Genomic DNA, 15,525 nt, shown 5'->3' with positions numbered 1-15,525 from the left:
ATCATGTCGCTGCCGCCGATCGTCTACTGCCCCACCGACGTCGCGCTCAAGTCCGCCCCGATCAATCCCCACTGGGTCCGGTCGGGAACGCCGGAAGCCCGCAACGCCCTCCTGTCGCGCAGCGCGGACGGCATGGCGAGCACCCTGCTCTGGGACTGCACGGCGGGCGAGTTCGTCTGGCACTACGATATCGACGAGACGCTCTACTTCCTCGAAGGCTCCGCCATCATCGGCGACGCCGACAACCCGCCCCGGCGCTACGTCGCGGGCGACGTGCTGTTCCTGCCCAAGGGGGCGATCGCGCACTGGCAGGTGGATTCCTACGTCAAGAAGGTGGCCTTCTGCCGCCGGGTGCAGCCGAAGCTGGTCGGGGTCGCGATCAGGGGGGCGGCCTTCCTGAAGCGCAAGCTCACCGGCGGCGGGATCCCGGCCCCGGTCTCGATCGGCGCCTGACGCAACGGAGCCATGCCGCGGCGGCGCGCGGGCCGGTCTGGACCGCCCCGTCCTGCGCGGGTCTGATGGCGGGCTCGCACCACGCGCCGCGGGGCGCCGATGACGGAGACGACTGTGTCCGAGACAACCTGGACCTTCTTCGAGGATCAGTGGCATCCGGGCAATGTCCGGATGATGGGCCCGCGCACGCACGGCGCGTGGCTCGGCTCCACCGTGTTCGACGGCGCCCGCTCCTTCGAGGGGGTGACCCCCGACCTCGACCTGCACCTCGCCCGGGTCAACCGCTCCGCGACCGCCATGGGCCTGAAGCCGGTCGTCGCCGTCGAGACCTGGCGCGACCTGGTGCGCGAGGGCTTGGCCCGGTTCGACGCGCGCACGCCCCTCTACATCCGGCCGATGTACTGGGCGGAGAGCGGCTTCGCGGGCGGCGTGCGCTTCGATCCGGAATCCACCAACTGGTGTCTGTGCCTCTACGAGGCGCCGATGCCGGTGCCGGGGCGGCTGTCGGTGACGCTCTCGCCCTTCCGCCGGCCGACCGCCGAGACGGCGCCGGTCGAGGCCAAGGCCGGCTGCCTCTACCCGAACGGCGCGCGGGCGCTGGCGGAGGCCCAGAGCCGCGGCTTCGGCAATTGCCTGGTGCGCGACGCGCTCGGCAACATCGCGGAATTCGCCAATGCCAACGCCTTCCTGGTGCGGGACGGCGTCGTCGCCACGCCGGCGGCGAACGGCACCTACCTGGCGGGCGTCACCCGCAACCGCGTCATCGGCCTGCTGCGCGAGGCCGGCGTGACGGTGGCCGAGACCACCCTCACGCACGCGGATTTCGCCGCGGCGGACGAGATCTTCTCGACCGGCAACTTCTCGAAGGTGATGCCGGTGACGGGGATCGACGGGCGGGAATTGGAGCCCGGCCCGATCTACCAGCGGGCGCGGGACCTCTACTGGGCCTACGCCCACGGCGGATAGGCCGCGGAGCGCCTTCCGAGGCGGAATGGCCCAGGACCATTCCCCTCGGATTCGCGGTTCCGCAGCCTCGCCCAGCGCGCCGGTGACGGCCTCGGCGAGCGCGGCTCAGGCCACCGCCCGGAGCGGCCCGGTCCGGTCGTGGAAATCCGGGCCGTTGACCGTCCTCGCGACGTAGCCGGCGCGGATCACGAAGTCGCCGAAGCGCTCGCCCGGGATGCGCTCCCGCGCGTAGGCCGCGAAGAGCGGGTCGAGCAGGGCCGGGATGTCCGCCGCCGCCACGTCGTCGGCGTAGAGCTTGGACAGGCGCGAGCCGTCGAAGGCCGCCCCGAGATAGACGTTGTAGCGCTCGGGGCCGCGGCCGACGAAGCCGATCTCGGCGATGAAGGGCCGCGCGCAGCCGTTCGGGCAGCCGGTCATCCGGACGGTGATGTCCTCGTCCCGGAGGCCGTGCGCCGCGAGGCGCTCCTCCAGGCGGGTGAGCAGGTCCGGCATGAAGCGCTCGCTCTCGGCGAGGGCGAGCCCGCAGGTCGGCAGCGCCACGCAGGCGAGGCTGTTGCGGCGCAGGGCGCCCGCCCCGATGGTGAGGCCGTATTCCGCGACCAGCCGGTCGATCTCGGCGCGCGCCCCCGCCGGCACGTTCGCCACGATGACGTTCTGGTTGCCGGTGAGCCGGAAATCGCCCTCGTGGATCTCCGCGATGCGGCGCAGGCCCGAGAGGTAGCGCGGCCCGCCCTCGACGTCCCTGATGCGGCCGGACGGCACGTAGAGGGTGAGGTGGTGGCGCCCGTCCTCGCCCTCGACCCAGCCGTAGCGGTCGCCGTTGCCGGTGAACTGGAACGGCTTCGGCTCCCGCAGGGGCTTGCCGACCCGCCGCTCGACCTCGGCCCGGAAGGCCGCGAGGCCGTAGCGCTCGATCGTGTACTTGAGGCGGGCGTTCTTGCGGGACTTGCGGTTGCCCCAGTCGCGCTGGACGGTCATGACCGCCTCGGCCACCTTGAGGGCGTCGGCGGGCTCGCAGAAGCCCAGCAGGTCGGCGGTGCGCGGGAAGGTGTCGGGCTCGCCGTGGGTCATGCCCATGCCGCCGCCCACCGTCACGTTCCAGCCCTTGAGCGCGTTCTTCTTGTCCAGGATGGCGATGAAGCCGAGGTCGTGGGCGAACACGTCGACCTCGTTGGAGGGCGGCACCGCCACCACGGTCTTGAACTTCCGCGGCAGGTAGGTCCGGCCGTAGACCGGCTCCGCCGCCTCGTCCTCGCCGCCCGCCACGCGCTCGCCGTCGAGCCAGATCTCGCGCCAGGCGTTGGTCTTGGGCAGGAGCGAGTCGGAGATGTCCTTGGCGAGCCGGTAGGCGGCCGCGTGGGCGCCGGTCTGGGCCGGGTTCGTGGCCGCCATCACGTTGCGGTTGACGTCGCCGCAGGCCGCGATCGTGTCGAGCAGCACCGCGTCGATCGCCTGCAGGGTGCGCTTCAGGTTCGACTTGATCACGCCGTGGTACTGGAAGGTCTGGCGCGTCGTCGCCCGCAGGGTGCCGTTGGCGTAGGTGCGGGCAATGTCGTCGAGGGCGAGCCACTGCCTGGGCGACACCACCCCGCCCGCGATGCGCAGGCGGATCATGAAGGAATAGGCCTTCTCCAGCTTCTTCCTGGTCCGCTCGGGCCGCAGGTCGCGGTCGTCCTGCAGGTACATGCCGTGGAACTTCACGAGCTGACCGTCATCCTCCGAGATGGCGCCGGTCGCGTGCTTGAGGAGCCCGTCCGCCAGGGTGCCGCGGAGGTAGCCGCTCGCGATCTTGATGTGCTCGTTCGCCGACAGGGCGGCGGCGCGGGCCGCCTCCGCGTCGGTGATCGGCCGCTCGGCCGGCGGCGTCTCGTAGGCCCGCGCGGGGGCGGGGGAGGCGGTCTTGGTGTCGTCCATGGCGGCGATCCGTGCCAGACGCGAAACCCCTCTCGGGCGGGAGAGGGGATGCCGCGATCGTCGTGGGAAACAGGGTGTCGTGCCAGCGGTCACGTCTCATGACCGCCGGGTCCGTTCTCGAATGGTCGCCGAGCCATTTGTCGTCGAGCGGCCGGCTCGTGTCGACCCTTCGAGAGGCTCAACGGCCCGATGCGGCGGCATCCCGGGCCGTCCGCATCAGTAAACGTCCTGCTGGTAGCGCTTGGCCTTCTCCAGGGCGGCCACGGCCGCCTCCGCCGCCTCGGGCGACAGGGCCCTCACCTCCGCGTAGGCCCGCACCAGGGCGGCCCGCACGTCCTTGGCCATCGCCTTGGCGTCGCCGCAGACGTAGAAGTGGGCGCCGTTCTCCAGCCACTCCACCACCTCGCGGCGCTGGGCGTAGAGCCGGTCCTGCACGTAGATCTTCTCGGGCTGGTCGCGCGAGAAGGCGACGTCGATGCGGTGGAGCGAGCCGTCCTCCAGGGCGTCCTGCCATTCGAGCTGGTACAGGAAGTCGTGGGTGAAGCGGCGGTCGCCGAAGAACAGCCAGTTGCGGCCCGGCGCCGCGGTGGCGCGGCGCTCCTGGACGAAGGCCCGGAACGGCGCGACGCCCGTGCCCGGCCCCACCATGATGATGTCCGTCGCCGGGTCGGCCGGCAGGCGGAAATGCCTGTTGGGCTTCACGCGCACCTTCAGCTTGGCGCCGGTGCGGATGCGGTCGGCGACGTGCACCGAGGCGACGCCCGTCCGGGCGCGGCCGTGGCTGGTGTAGCGCACCGCCGCGATCGTCAGGTGGGCCTCGTCCCCCACCTCCTTGCGCGAGGAGGCGATCGAGTAGGCCCGCGGCGGCAGCGGCCGGGTGATCTCGGCGAGGCCCTCGGCCGAGAGCTTGGCCGGGTAGGTCTCGAGCAGGTCGATCAGGTGGCGGCCCTCGATCCAGGCCCGCACCTCGTTCGCCTCGAGGAGGCGGCGCGCCTCCGCGTGGCCCGTCGCCTTGACGAAGCGCTCCACCGTGGCGGCCGAGAGCGTGGTGATGTCGCGCTCCGCGAGCAGGGCCCGGCGCAGCGCGTCGTCGCCCTCCAGGCCCGCCGCCCTCAGGATCTCCTCGACGAGGGCCGGGTCGTTCTCGGGGTAGAGTTCGAGGGAATCGCCCGGCTCGTAGGCCGGCGCGCCGTCCTCGAAGGCCAGCGCGAGGTGGACCGTCTCCTTGTCGGAGCGCGAGGAGTTCAGGTTGACGTGCTCGATCACCTCGGCGGTGACCGGCTCGCGGCTGACCTCCGGCGCCTCCCCGGGCGCCGCGCGGGCGAAATCCACCGCCACGACGTTGCCGGCGGGCTCGGCCGGGGCCAGGGCCCTGAGCGCGTCCTTGATCCAGCCGGCGGCGGGCTTGTCGAAGTCGAGGTCGCAATCGACCCGCGGAAGCACCCGCCGGCCGCCCAGCGCCTCGAAGCGCGCGTCGAGGCGCTTCCCGACCGCGCAGAACTCCGCGTAGGAGGTGTCGCCGAGCGCCAGGACCCCGAACTCGACCCCGTCGAGGCGCGGCGCGCCCTCCGCCATGATCTCGTTGTAGGCCCGCACGGCGCGCGCGGGCGGCTCGCCCTCGCCCCAGGTCGCGGCGATCAGGACGACCCGCTTCTCCCGCGGCAGGGCGGCGACGTCGAGATCGGCGAAATCGACCACCTTCGGCTTGAAGCCGGCCTTGCGGGCGAGCTTGGCGACGTCGCCCGCCAGCTTCTCCGAGTTCCCCGACTCGCTCGCGAACAGGATCGTCAGCGGCTCGGCCGCCCGCGGGGGCGCGGCGGGCTGCGGGGCCTCGGCGGGGGCGCCCGCGGCGGCGTCGAGCCCGGCCAGGAAGCCGGTGAGCCACGCGCGCTGGAGCGGCGTCGCCGCCCCCAGGGCGGCGTCGAGATGGGCCCGCTCGGCATCGCCGAACGGGGCCGTGCGGGGGAGAAGGGCGGATCGAGACATGCCCGCACCATGTGTGGCCAGGGCGGCCCCGAGTCAATGGGAATGTTCTTTTTAGAGAACGGGCCGGCCGGAGATCAACCTCACTGCCGCGCCGCACCGCGGGAGAAAATTATTTCCCCCCGGTCGCGGCGACCAGCGCGGGCGTGAAGGGCGCGGTCGGGAGCGGCAGCGCCGTCGTGCTCTTCACCTTCTCCATGGCGAAGCGCGAGGTGACGTTCTTGAGCGGCAGCGAGCCGATCAGCCGCTTGTAGAAGGCGTCGTAGGCCTGCATGTCCGACACCACGACCCGCAGCATGTAGTCGACGTCCCCGGCCATCCGGTAGAATTCGAGCACCTCCGGCATGGCGGCCACCGCCGAGGCGAAGCGGTCGAGCCACTCGCGGGAATGGTCGCTCGTCTCCACCGAGACGAAGACCGTGAGGCCGAGGCCGAGCTTGACCGGGTCGAGCACCGCCACGCGGCGATCGATCACCCCGTCCGCCTCCAGGCGCTGGATGCGCTTCCAGCAGGGCGTCTGCGACAAGCCGACGCGCTCGCCGATCTGGGCGATCGAGAGCGTCGCGTCCTGCTGGAGCAGGGCCAGGATCTTCAGGTCGATGGCATCCACGCGGGAAGCTCCGGTTTCTTGGAAGGATGTGTGGCCGGCCGCCGGGCTTCGGAGAAGAACATTCTCGCTCTGCCACCGTCCAGGGCCCGCGCGGGCCGCCTGACGCGCCTCGGCCGCGCCGCGGCGCAGCGAAACCCCGTGTACGCGGGGCCCCCAAGCCTTGACACTGTTCGGTATAGCGAACACTTAGCGGGTCCGACAAGGCGCGTTCCGCTGCGTGTCCCCCGCAGCGGGTCCCCGCAACGAGTGCCCGAAACGAGTGCCCATGACAGACGCCCTCGACCGCGCGGCGCAGGAGCTCAGCCTCGCGCTCGCCCCCCTCGACATCGCCGCCCGGCTCGCGCTGATCGACCGGCGCGTCGAGGGCCGCCTGGTCTTCACCACGAGCTTCGGGCTCGAGGACCAGGCGCTGACGCATCACCTGCGCATGGCGCGGTCGCGGGCCGAGATCGTCACCCTCGACACCGGCCGGCTCTTCCCCGAGACCTACGACGTCTGGGCCGAGACCGAGGCCGCCTACGATGTCCGCATCCGCGCCTACGTGCCCGACCGCGAGGCCGAGGAGCGCTTCGTGGCGCAGCAGGGGATCAACGGCTTCCGGCACTCGGTGGAGGCAAGGCAGGCCTGCTGCGGCCTGCGCAAGGTGGTGCCGCTCGGCCGCGCCCTCGCGGGTGCCGCGGCCTGGATCACCGGGCTGCGCGCCGGCCAGTCGGCGAACCGCGCCGAGACCCCGCTCGCGGAGGCCGACGCGGCGCGGGGTCTCATCAAGATCAACCCGCTCGCCGACTGGTCGCGGGAGGACGTGGCCCGCGTCGTCCACGAGAATTACGTCCCCTACAACGTCCTGCACGACCGGGGCTTCCCGTCGATCGGCTGCGCGCCCTGCACGCGCGCCGTGAAGGTCGGCGAGCCCGAGCGGGCCGGGCGCTGGTGGTGGGAGCAGGAATCCAAGAAGGAGTGCGGGCTGCACGTCGCCGGCGTCCCGGACCGCGGTGCCACCGCGCCGGCGCAATCGTCCGTCAGCCTGCCCTCGTCGAAGCCGGAGTTGGCCGCATGAGCGTCGCGCTCAGATCCTTCGCGGAGACCTCTCCGCGCCTCACCCACCTGCAGCGCCTGGAGGCGGAGAGCATCCACATCATGCGGGAGACGGTCGCCGAGACCGAGAACCCGGTGATGCTCTACTCGATCGGGAAGGACTCGTCGGTCCTGCTGCACCTCGCGCTGAAGGCCTTCGCGCCGGGCCGGCTGCCCTTCCCGCTGCTGCACATCGACACGACCTGGAAGTTCCGCGAGATGATCGCCTTCCGCGACCGGCGCGCGAAGGAGCTCGGCCTCGACCTCCTGGTCTACACGAATCCGGACGGGCTCGCCCGCGGCATCGGCCCGGTGAGCCACGGCTCCGAGGTCCACACCGACGTGATGAAGACCCAGGCCCTGCGCCAGGCGCTGGACAAGCACAGGTTCGACGCGGCCTTCGGCGGCGCGCGGCGCGACGAGGAGGCCTCGCGCGCCAAGGAGCGCGTCGTCTCGCTGCGCACCGCCCAGCACCGCTGGGACCCGAAGCGCCAGCGCGCCGAGCCCTGGCACCTCTACAACCTCAAGAAGAGGCGCGGCGAATCCCTGCGCGTCTTCCCGCTCTCGAACTGGACCGAGCTCGACATCTGGCTCTACATCGAGCGGGAGAACATCCCGATCGTGCCGCTCTACTACGCGGCCGAGCGGCCGGTGGTGCGCCGCGAGGGTCAGCTGATCATGGTCGACGACGCGCGCCTGCCGCTGGAGCCGGGCGAGACGCCCGAACTGCGCAAGGTCCGCTTCCGCACGCTGGGCTGCTACCCGCTCACCGGGGCGGTGGAGAGCGAGGCCGCGACCCTGCCGGAGATCATCGGCGAGACGCTGGCCGCCCGCACCTCCGAGCGCCAGGGCCGGGTGATCGACAAGGACGGGGCGGGCGCGATGGAGCGCAAGAAGCAGGAAGGCTACTTCTGATGACGGTGCACCAGTCCACCCGCGCCTTCGGCTACGAGGCCTTCCTCGCCGCCCACCAGCGCAAGGAGGTGCTGCGCTTCATCGCCTGCGGCTCCGTCGACGACGGCAAGTCGACCCTGATCGGGCGCCTGCTGCACGACACCAAGCAGATCTTCGACGACCAGGTGACCGCGCTGGAGCGCGATTCCCGCCGCCACGGCACGCGCGGCGGCGAGATCGACCTCGCGCTCTTGGTCGACGGCCTGCAGGCGGAGCGCGAGCAGGGCATCACCATCGACGTCGCCTACCGGTTCTTCTCGACCGAGCGGCGCTCCTTCATCGTCGCCGACACGCCCGGCCACGAGCAGTACACCCGCAACATGGCGACCGGCGCCTCGACGGCCGACGTCGCGGTGCTGCTCGTCGATGCCCGCAAGGGCCTGAGCCGGCAGACGCGGCGCCACGCGCTCCTGGTCTCGATGCTGGGCATCCGGCGCGTCGTGCTCGCCGTCAACAAGATGGACCTGATCGGCTGGTCGGAGACCCGCTTCGAGGCGATCGCGGGCGAGTTCCGCGCCTTCGCGGCCCCGCTCGGCTTCGCCGACGTGACGGCGATCCCGCTCTCGGCCGCGAACGGCGACAACGTCGTGCTGCCGGGCGCCGCCGCGCCCTGGTATGCCGGCCCGCCGCTGCTGCAGCACCTGGAGGAGGTGCCGGCCCACGCGGAGGAGGAGGCCGCCCCCTTCCGCATGGCGGTGCAGTGGGTGAACCGGCCGAACCCCGATTTCCGCGGCTTCTCCGGAATGATCGCCTCGGGCCGGGTGGCGCCGGGCGACGCCGTCGCGCTGCTGCCCTCGGGCCAAGCCTCGACCATCGCGCGGATCTTCACGGCGGACGGCGACCTCGACGAGGCCGTGGCCGGCCAGTCGGTGACGCTGGTCCTCGCCGACGAGCGCGACGCCTCGCGCGGCAGCGTGATCGCGGCGGCGGGCGCCCCGCCGCGGGTCGCCGACCGGCTCGACGTGCGCCTGTTCTGGGCGCGGGAGAGCGAGGTCGCGGCGGGCGCGACCCTCATCGCCAAGATCGGCACCGCGACGGCGAACGCGACCGTCGAGCGCATCGTCTCGCGCATCGATCCCGAGACCGGCCTGTCGGAGCCCGCCGAGCGGCTCGCCGTGAACGACATCGGCGACGTGGTGCTCAGCCTCGACCGGCCGGTGGCGGTGGACGCCTACCGGGAGAACCGCGACACCGGCAGCCTGATCCTGATCGACCGCGACTCCACCGACACGGCCGCCCTCGGCCTCGTCCAAGTCCCGGCCCAAGTTTCAGCCCAAGGCCCGGCGCGAGACCCGGTCGCCGCCCGCCGCGGCGGGTTCCTCTCCGGCCTGCGCCGGCTGTTCGGGGCGAAGGGGCTCGCGCTCCTCGCCGGGGCGGCCCTCCTCGGCCTCGCCGCGCCCGCGCGGGTCGAGGCGCAGGCGGTGCTGCTCAACGTCTCGTACGATCCGACCCGGGAGCTCTACCGGGCGATCGACGCCGCCTTCGCGGCCGAGTGGAAGCAGAAGACCGGCGAGAGCGTGACCGTGCGCGCCTCCCACGGCGGCTCGGGCGCGCAGGCCCGGGCGGTGATCGACGGGCTCCCCGCCGACGTCGTGACGCTGGCCCTCGCCAGCGACATCGACGCGATCGCGGCCCGCACCGGGAAGATCCCGGCGGACTGGCAGAAGCGCCTGCCCCACAACGCGACGCCCTATACGTCGACCATCGTGTTCCTGGTGCGCAAGGGCAACCCGAAAGCCATCAAGGACTGGAACGACCTGGTGAGGCCGGGGATCCAGGTGATCACCCCGAACCCGAAGACCTCGGGCGGCGCGCGCTGGAACTACCTCGCGGCCTACGCCTACGGGCTCGCCCAGAACGGCAACGACGACGCTAGGGCCAAGGCCTTCGTGGCGGCCCTGTTCAAGAACGTGCCGGTCCTCGATACCGGCGCGCGCGGCGCCACGACGACCTTCGTGCAGCGCGGCCTCGGCGACGTCCTGATCGCCTGGGAGAACGAGGCCTTCCTGGCGGACGAGGAGTTCGGGAAGGGCAAGTTCGACATCGTCGTCCCCTCGCTCTCGATCCTGGCCGAGCCGCCGGTGGCGCTCGTCGACGGCAACGTCGACCAGAAGGGCACCCGCCGCCAGGCCGAGGCCTACCTGCAATTCCTGTACGGCAAACAGGCCCAGGCCCTCATCGCCAAGAACTTCTACCGCCCGCGCGACGAATCCGCCGCCGCCAAGGAGGACCTCGCCCGCTTCCCGAAGCTGAAGCTCGTCACCATCGACGACACCTTCGGCGGCTGGGGCAAGGCGCAGAAGACCCATTTCGACGATGGCGGCGTCTTCGACGCAATCCTGAAGGCGCGGCAGTGAGCACGGCCTCGGCCCTGGGATCGCCCGGCGCCGGGCCGGCGCCGGCGGCGCGGGCCGCCCGGCGGACGTTCCGGCGGCCGAGCGCCCTGCCGGGCTTCCGCCTGACCTTCGGCTTCGCCGTCGCCTACCTGAGCCTGCTGGTGCTGATCCCGCTCGCGGTGCTGCTGCTGCGCGCCTCGGCGATCGGCCCGGCCGGCCTGTGGGCCCTCCTCACCGACGCGCGCAACCTCGCGGCCCTGCGCACCTCCTTCGGCCTGTCGCTGGCGGCGGCGGCGATCGACGCGGTGTTCGGGCTGCTCATCGCCTGGGTGCTGACCCGCTACCGCTTCCCCGGCCGCCGGGTGATCGACGCGCTCGTCGACCTGCCCTTCGCGCTGCCGACCGCGGTCGCCGGCATCTGCCTCGCGACGCTCTATTCCGGCAACGGCTGGCTCGGCGCGCCCCTGGAGGCGCTCGGCCTCAAGGTCGCCTACACGCCGCTTGGCATCCTGGTGGCACTCGTCTTCGTCGGCCTGCCCTTCTGCGTGCGCACGGTGCAGCCCCTGGTCGCCGAGATCGACAAGTCGAGCGAGGAGGCCGCCGCGATCCTGGGCGCGTCGCGCCCGCGCGCCCTCGCCACCGTGATCCTGCCGCCGCTCCTGCCGGCCGTGCTCACCGGCTTCGCCCTCGCCTTCGCGCGGGCGGTGGGGGAGTACGGCTCGGTGATCTTCGTCGCCGGCAACCTGCCCTACGTGTCCGAGATCGCGCCGCTCCTGATCGTGATCAAGCTGGAAGAGTTCAACTACACTGGCGCGACCGCGATCGCCGCCGTGATGCTGCTGATGTCGTTCGGGGCGCTGCTCACCATCAACCTGATCCAGGATCACAGCCGGCGGAGGTTCGGCCATGTCTGAGCCGGTCTCCCGCCCGGCCTACCTGACCGAGCCGCGCGGCGTGCGCCTCGCGCTCGTCCTGGCGGCCCTGGCCTTCCTCGCCCTGTTCCTGCTGCTGCCCCTCGTCGTGGTGTTCACGGAGGCGCTGAGCCGCGGCCTCGCCACCTACCTGGCGACCTTCGCGGAGCCGGACGCGCAGGCGGCGATCCGCCTGACGCTGCTCGTCGCGGTGATCGCGGTGCCGCTCAACGTGGCGTTCGGGATCGCCGCCTCCTGGGCCGTCGCGAAGTTCGACTTTCGCGGCCGCAACCTCCTGATCACCCTGATCGACCTGCCCTTCTCGGTCTCGCCGGTCGTCGCCGGGCTGATCTACGTGCTGATCTTCGGCTCCCAGGGCCTGTTCGGGCCCTTCCTGCAGCGCCACGGCATCGAGGTGATCTTCGCGGTGCCGGGGATCGTGCTGGCGACGGTCTTCGTCACGTTCCCGTTCGTGGCGCGCGAGCTGATCCCGCTGATGCAGGACCAGGGCACCACCGACGAGGAGGCTGCGTTGACCCTCGGGGCGAGCCCCTGGCGGGTCTTCCGGACGGTCACGCTGCCCAACATCCGCTGGGCGCTGCTCTACGGCGTCCTGCTCTGCAACGCCCGTGCGATGGGCGAGTTCGGTGCCGTCTCGGTGGTCTCGGGACGGATCCGTGGCCTCACCAACACCATGCCGCTCCACGTCGAGATCCTCTACAATGAGTACAACTACGTCGCGGCTTTCGGGATCGCCTCGCTCCTGGCTCTCCTCGCCCTCATCACTCTGGCGGGGAAGACTTTCCTGGAATGGCGCCACGCCGACGCCCTTGCGGGCCGGGGAGCGCACTGAGATGGTGGCGGGCTACGCCGACGCCCTCGCCGCGCCCCGCGTGCAGGCCCGCGGCGGGGAGGCCGCGGCCGCGCGCACCATGAGCAGCACCGGCACCGAGGTGCGGGTCGAGGGCATCGTCAAGAGCTACAGCGGCGACGGCCCGGCGGCCCTCGAAGGGGTGAGCCTGACCATCGCGCCGGGCGAGCTCCTGGCGCTGCTCGGCCCCTCGGGCTCGGGCAAGACCACGCTGCTGCGGGTGATCGCGGGGCTGGAGATCCCGGATGCGGGCCGGGTGTTCTTCGGGCCGCGCGACACGACCGACGTGCCGGTGCAGCGGCGCGGCGTCGGCTTCGTGTTCCAGCACTACGCGCTGTTCCGGCACCTGACGGTGTTCGAGAACATCGCCTACGGCCTGCGGGCGCGCGAGCGCGCGCGGCGGCCCTCCGAGGCCGAGATCAAGCGCCGGGTCGGCCACCTGCTCGACCTCGTGCAGCTGCCGACCCTGGCGGGGCGCTACCCGGCCCAGCTCTCGGGCGGCCAGCGCCAGCGCGTGGCGCTCGCCCGGGCGCTGGCGGTCGAGCCTTCGGTGCTGCTCCTCGACGAGCCCTTCGGGGCCCTCGACGCGCAGGTGCGCAAGGACCTGCGGCGCTGGCTGCGGGAGATCCACCGCGAGACCGGCCAGACCACGGTCTTCGTCACCCACGACCAGGACGAGGCGCTCGAACTCGCCGACCGGATCGCGATCCTCAACCTGGGCCGCATCGAGCAGGTCGGCGCGCCGCACGAGGTCCAGGACGACCCGGCCTCGCGCTTCGTGATGTCCTTCGTCGGGGAGACGGCGCGGCTCGACGCCGAGATCCGGGCGGGCCGCGTCCATGTCGAGGGGCGGCCGACCCTGGCGGCCTCGCCCGACTGGCCGGAGGGGCCGGTCGATCTCTGCCTGCGCCCCTGGCACATGAGCGTGGGCCAGGGCGAGGCGGCCCTGTTCGGCACCGTGCGCGAGTGGCGCCGCACCGCCCGCGGGACGGTGGCGGAGATCCAGCTCGACGGCGCCGACGGGGCGGTCGAGGTCAAGGTGACGGAGGTCTACCGCAAGGGCGACCGGGTGGCGCTCACGGCGAGCGAGGCCCGGGTGTTCCCGCGGGGCTGATCCGGTTCGCTGCCGAACCGACCGGCGCGAGGCCCCTCGCGGCGGGCGGGGTGACGGGGCGCCCGCCTCCCCTCACCCGGCCTGCGGCTCCAGTTCCCGCGCGATCGCCGTGATGACCCGCGGGTCCGTCGGCTCGACCGCGGTCGCGAAGGCCGCCGCCACGTGGCCGTCCCGCCCCACCAGGTACTTGTGGAAGTTCCAGTGCGGCGTCTCGCCGGGCCGCTCGCCCGCGGCCCAGCGGTAGAACGGGTGCGCCCCCGGTCCCGTCACCGAGGTCTTGGCCACGACCGGGAAGGTCACGCCGTGGGAGCGCCGCATCGCCTCCCGGATCGCGGCGCCGTCCAGGGGCTCCTGGCGCCCGAAATCCCCCGAGGGCACGCCGATCACCGTCAGCCCGCGCGGGCCGAAGCGCGTCCAGAGCTGCTGCAGCCCGGCGAGCTGCGGCGCGAACCCGCAGGCCGTGGCCGTGTTGACGACGAGGATCGGCTTGCCTTCCATCTCCGCCAGGGCGAGGACGGTGCCGTCCACCGTCTCGAACGAGAACGAGGCGGCCGTCAGGCCGGTCGGGGAAGGGGCGGCCCGGGCCGGCAGCGCCAGCAGGCCGCCGAGCAGGGCGAGCGCCTCGCGGCGGGCGATCGACATGGTTGGGGTCTCCGCATCGGATGACCCGCGCAAGATCGGCCGGGGCGGCCGCGCCGGCAAGGCGTCGGCGCCGCGCTCACGAGAATGTTGACCGCGCCCGTCCGGCAAGACCGGCCAAGCTGAGCCGTAGCGCGGCGCAGCACGCCGCACGATGAACTTTCCGTTCCCGGCCACGTTGGTGCGAGAGCGACGCTCGCGGAGACGATCATGGACCGGCACGAGATCCTGGACTATTTCGAGCACCGGCGCGACGGGGGATGGGTCTGCACCCGGCCCTTCACCTTGACCACGCGGCGCGAGAGCATCCCGATCCGTCCCGGCATGCGCTTCGCGTACGGCATGCGCGTCGGCGGCGTTGATCTGGCGGAATACCTGGAGCAGCTGGGCTCGCAATTCGGCTCGTGAGCCGGCCGATCCGGCTCTTGAGCCGGCCGGGGTGACGCAAATGCGCGACAGCCCGGGCAAACCGCCCGGGGGCGGGGCGATGCACTTTTGAACCGGTCCAAGGTCGTCGTATAGGCTCGTCCGATGATCGCTGCCGAGCCGCCGGACGAGTCCACCGCGCCCACCACCCGCTGCCGCATCCTGGCGACGGCCGCCCGCTTCTTTCAGGAGATCGGCTACCAGAAGACCACGGTGGCCGACATCGCCAAGACCCTCGGCATGAGCCCGGCCAACGTCTACCGCTTCTTCGACTCGAAGAAGGCGATCAACGAGGCCGTGGTCGAGCGCCTGACCGGCGAGGTCGAGGCGATGATCGCCGCCGTGGCCGACCGGCCCGGCCCCGCCTCCGAGCGCCTGCGCGCGATCATCCACACCCTCCACCGCGACAGCGCCGAGCGCATCACCGCCAATCCGCGCATGCACGAGATGGTGGAGGCGGCGATGACCGAGAGCTGGGGCGTCTGCCACCACCACGTCGACCGCATCACCGCCGTGCTGGAGCGGGTGATCACCGAGGGGGTCGCCGCGGGCGAGTTCCGGGTGGGCGATCCGGCCCAGGCGGCCCGCTACGTGCAGACGGCGATCCTGCGCTACTGCCACCCGGTCCTGATCCAGCGCTGCCCCGGCGACGTCGCCCCGCCCCTCGACGGGATGATCGACTTCCTGCTGGCGGGCCTGCGGGCGGCGTGAGCCGCGGCGGCTCACGCCTCCAGCGGATAGGCGGCCTCGACCACGTAGGGCCCACCCCCCACCGAGTCCCGCGACGAGTAGAGCACGACCCGCTCCGCCGTGAAGGCGAGCGGCGCGAAGACGCCCTGCTCGGCGAGGTACTGCGCCACCCCCTCGCGGGTCGCCTGCCGGCGCAGCCGCGCCAGGGTGACGTGGGGCGTGAAGCGCCGCGTCTCGGGCTTGAGGCCGAGGCGGCGCATCAGCCGCTCCTGCTCGGCCCGGACCTCGTCGAGGGCCGGCGAGGGCGCGACCCGGGCGTGGACGGAATGCGGCCGGTCGCCCCCGAAGCTCGCGAGCCCGTCGAGGACGACGGGGAGCGCCCCGCGCGGGCGGGTCTCGCCCAAGCCCTCGGCGATCTCCTCGGCGAGCCCCCCGTCCACGTCGCCGATGAAGCGCAGGGTGATGTGGTAGTCGGCGGGCTCGACCCAGCGGGCGCCCGGCAGGCCGAAGCGGTGGCGGCTGAGCGCCGCGCCCGTCTCGGGCGGGATCTCGAGGCCGGTGAACAGGCGCGGCATGGAACTCTC

The 15,525-nt window shown here is 72.4% G+C and carries 15 protein-coding genes and 1 pseudogene; 11 read left to right on the top strand and 5 right to left on the bottom strand.

Annotated features, from left to right (window positions below; all coding sequences use genetic code 11):
* The first annotated feature begins 3 nt into the window (after positions 1-3).
* Together QA634_RS27635 and QA634_RS27630 are read left to right on the top strand one after the other, a co-directional pair.
* Positions 4-453, top strand: a complete 450-nt coding sequence (locus QA634_RS27635) for a cupin domain-containing protein (RefSeq protein ID WP_012335187.1) — start codon at positions 4-6, stop codon at positions 451-453.
* Positions 454-552: 99 nt separating this feature from the next.
* Entirely contained in the window at positions 553-1,419 is an 867-nt protein-coding gene (locus tag QA634_RS27630) for a branched-chain amino acid aminotransferase (RefSeq protein WP_012335186.1), read from the top strand.
* Between the two features lie 105 nt (positions 1,420-1,524).
* Here QA634_RS27630 and QA634_RS27625 read toward each other — a convergent pair whose 3' ends face one another.
* From QA634_RS27625 to QA634_RS27615, 3 genes are all read right to left on the bottom strand, one after another.
* Positions 1,525-3,333: an NADPH-dependent assimilatory sulfite reductase hemoprotein subunit gene (locus QA634_RS27625; RefSeq protein WP_012335185.1), complete on the bottom strand. Its 1,809-nt coding sequence runs from the start codon at positions 3,331-3,333 to the stop codon at positions 1,525-1,527.
* Between the two features lie 216 nt (positions 3,334-3,549).
* Positions 3,550-5,319 carry a diflavin oxidoreductase gene (locus QA634_RS27620; RefSeq protein ID WP_012335184.1) on the bottom strand — a complete coding sequence of 590 codons (1,770 nt, stop codon included), beginning with the start codon at positions 5,317-5,319 and terminating at the stop codon, positions 3,550-3,552.
* A 109-nt stretch (positions 5,320-5,428) separates the two neighbouring features.
* Positions 5,429-5,926, bottom strand: a complete 498-nt coding sequence (locus tag QA634_RS27615) for an Lrp/AsnC family transcriptional regulator (RefSeq protein ID WP_012335183.1) — start codon at positions 5,924-5,926, stop codon at positions 5,429-5,431.
* 265 nt (positions 5,927-6,191) lie between these two features.
* On the opposite strand from QA634_RS27615, the gene QA634_RS27610 reads away from it, so the two are divergent.
* From QA634_RS27610 to QA634_RS27580, 7 genes and pseudogenes are all read left to right on the top strand, one after another.
* Positions 6,192-6,983 carry a phosphoadenylyl-sulfate reductase gene (locus tag QA634_RS27610; protein ID WP_012335182.1) on the top strand — a complete coding sequence of 264 codons (792 nt, stop codon included), beginning with the start codon at positions 6,192-6,194 and terminating at the stop codon, positions 6,981-6,983.
* Positions 6,980-7,915, top strand: a complete 936-nt coding sequence (gene cysD, locus QA634_RS27605) for a sulfate adenylyltransferase subunit CysD (RefSeq protein ID WP_012335181.1) — start codon at positions 6,980-6,982, stop codon at positions 7,913-7,915. Before QA634_RS27610 ends, cysD begins: the two co-directional genes overlap by 4 nt.
* Positions 7,915-9,300, top strand: a pseudogene (gene cysN, locus QA634_RS27600) (sulfate adenylyltransferase subunit CysN); the annotation flags it as partial. The gene cysD and the pseudogene cysN, both read left to right, overlap by 1 nt.
* Positions 9,301-9,375: 75 nt before the next feature.
* Entirely contained in the window at positions 9,376-10,311 is a 936-nt protein-coding gene (locus QA634_RS27595) for a sulfate ABC transporter substrate-binding protein (RefSeq protein WP_236728904.1), read from the top strand.
* Entirely contained in the window at positions 10,308-11,204 is an 897-nt protein-coding gene (gene cysT, locus QA634_RS27590; protein WP_012335179.1) for a sulfate ABC transporter permease subunit CysT, read from the top strand. Before QA634_RS27595 ends, cysT begins: the two co-directional genes overlap by 4 nt.
* A complete protein-coding gene (gene cysW / locus QA634_RS27585) occupies positions 11,197-12,054 on the top strand; it encodes a sulfate ABC transporter permease subunit CysW (protein ID WP_012335178.1) in 858 nt (285 codons plus the stop codon). The genes cysT and cysW overlap by 8 nt, the downstream gene beginning before the upstream one ends.
* Position 12,055: 1 nt before the next feature.
* Positions 12,056-13,186, top strand: coding sequence for a sulfate/molybdate ABC transporter ATP-binding protein (locus tag QA634_RS27580; protein WP_012335177.1), 1,131 nt, complete (start codon positions 12,056-12,058; stop codon positions 13,184-13,186).
* Between the two features lie 72 nt (positions 13,187-13,258).
* Here the strand turns inward: QA634_RS27580 and QA634_RS27575 are convergent, their stop codons facing one another.
* Positions 13,259-13,828 (bottom strand): glutathione peroxidase, encoded by a 570-nt coding sequence (locus QA634_RS27575; RefSeq protein ID WP_012335176.1) that lies wholly within the window; start codon positions 13,826-13,828, stop codon positions 13,259-13,261.
* Positions 13,829-14,035: 207 nt separating this feature from the next.
* On the opposite strand from QA634_RS27575, the gene QA634_RS27570 reads away from it, so the two are divergent.
* Together QA634_RS27570 and QA634_RS27565 are read left to right on the top strand one after the other, a co-directional pair.
* A complete protein-coding gene (locus QA634_RS27570) occupies positions 14,036-14,233 on the top strand; it encodes a hypothetical protein (protein ID WP_012335175.1) in 198 nt (65 codons plus the stop codon).
* A 123-nt stretch (positions 14,234-14,356) separates the two neighbouring features.
* Positions 14,357-14,962, top strand: a complete 606-nt coding sequence (locus tag QA634_RS27565; protein WP_012335174.1) for a TetR/AcrR family transcriptional regulator — start codon at positions 14,357-14,359, stop codon at positions 14,960-14,962.
* Between the two features lie 11 nt (positions 14,963-14,973).
* Here the strand turns inward: QA634_RS27565 and thpR are convergent, their stop codons facing one another.
* On the bottom strand, positions 14,974-15,516 hold the full coding sequence (gene thpR, locus QA634_RS27560) for an RNA 2',3'-cyclic phosphodiesterase (protein WP_012335173.1): 543 nt from the start codon (positions 15,514-15,516) through the stop codon (positions 14,974-14,976).
* Positions 15,517-15,525 lie beyond the last annotated feature (9 nt).

Source organism: Methylobacterium sp. CB376 (assembly GCF_029714205.1).
In the GTDB taxonomy this organism is placed as follows: domain Bacteria; phylum Pseudomonadota; class Alphaproteobacteria; order Rhizobiales; family Beijerinckiaceae; genus Methylobacterium.
Note: the sequence above shows the minus strand (reverse complement) of the source record. Positions and strands in the feature narration are given on the sequence as shown.

Excerpts from the sequence above, each read along its gene's own strand:
- QA634_RS27570 (WP_012335175.1), top strand. The coding sequence starts at position 14,036 with ATGGACCGGCACGAGATCCTGGACTATTTCGAGCACCGGCGCGACGGG.
- QA634_RS27575 (WP_012335176.1), bottom strand. The coding sequence starts at position 13,828 with ATGTCGATCGCCCGCCGCGAGGCGCTCGCCCTGCTCGGCGGCCTGCTG.
- QA634_RS27580 (WP_012335177.1), top strand. The coding sequence starts at position 12,056 with ATGGTGGCGGGCTACGCCGACGCCCTCGCCGCGCCCCGCGTGCAGGCC.
- QA634_RS27625 (WP_012335185.1), bottom strand. The coding sequence starts at position 3,333 with ATGGACGACACCAAGACCGCCTCCCCCGCCCCCGCGCGGGCCTACGAG.
- QA634_RS27635 (WP_012335187.1), top strand. The coding sequence starts at position 4 with ATGTCGCTGCCGCCGATCGTCTACTGCCCCACCGACGTCGCGCTCAAG.
- QA634_RS27610 (WP_012335182.1), top strand. The coding sequence starts at position 6,192 with ATGACAGACGCCCTCGACCGCGCGGCGCAGGAGCTCAGCCTCGCGCTC.
- QA634_RS27620 (WP_012335184.1), bottom strand. The coding sequence starts at position 5,319 with ATGTCTCGATCCGCCCTTCTCCCCCGCACGGCCCCGTTCGGCGATGCC.
- QA634_RS27630 (WP_012335186.1), top strand. The coding sequence starts at position 553 with ATGACGGAGACGACTGTGTCCGAGACAACCTGGACCTTCTTCGAGGAT.
- cysD (WP_012335181.1), top strand. The coding sequence starts at position 6,980 with ATGAGCGTCGCGCTCAGATCCTTCGCGGAGACCTCTCCGCGCCTCACC.
- thpR (WP_012335173.1), bottom strand. The coding sequence starts at position 15,516 with ATGCCGCGCCTGTTCACCGGCCTCGAGATCCCGCCCGAGACGGGCGCG.
- cysW (WP_012335178.1), top strand. The coding sequence starts at position 11,197 with ATGTCTGAGCCGGTCTCCCGCCCGGCCTACCTGACCGAGCCGCGCGGC.
- QA634_RS27565 (WP_012335174.1), top strand. The coding sequence starts at position 14,357 with ATGATCGCTGCCGAGCCGCCGGACGAGTCCACCGCGCCCACCACCCGC.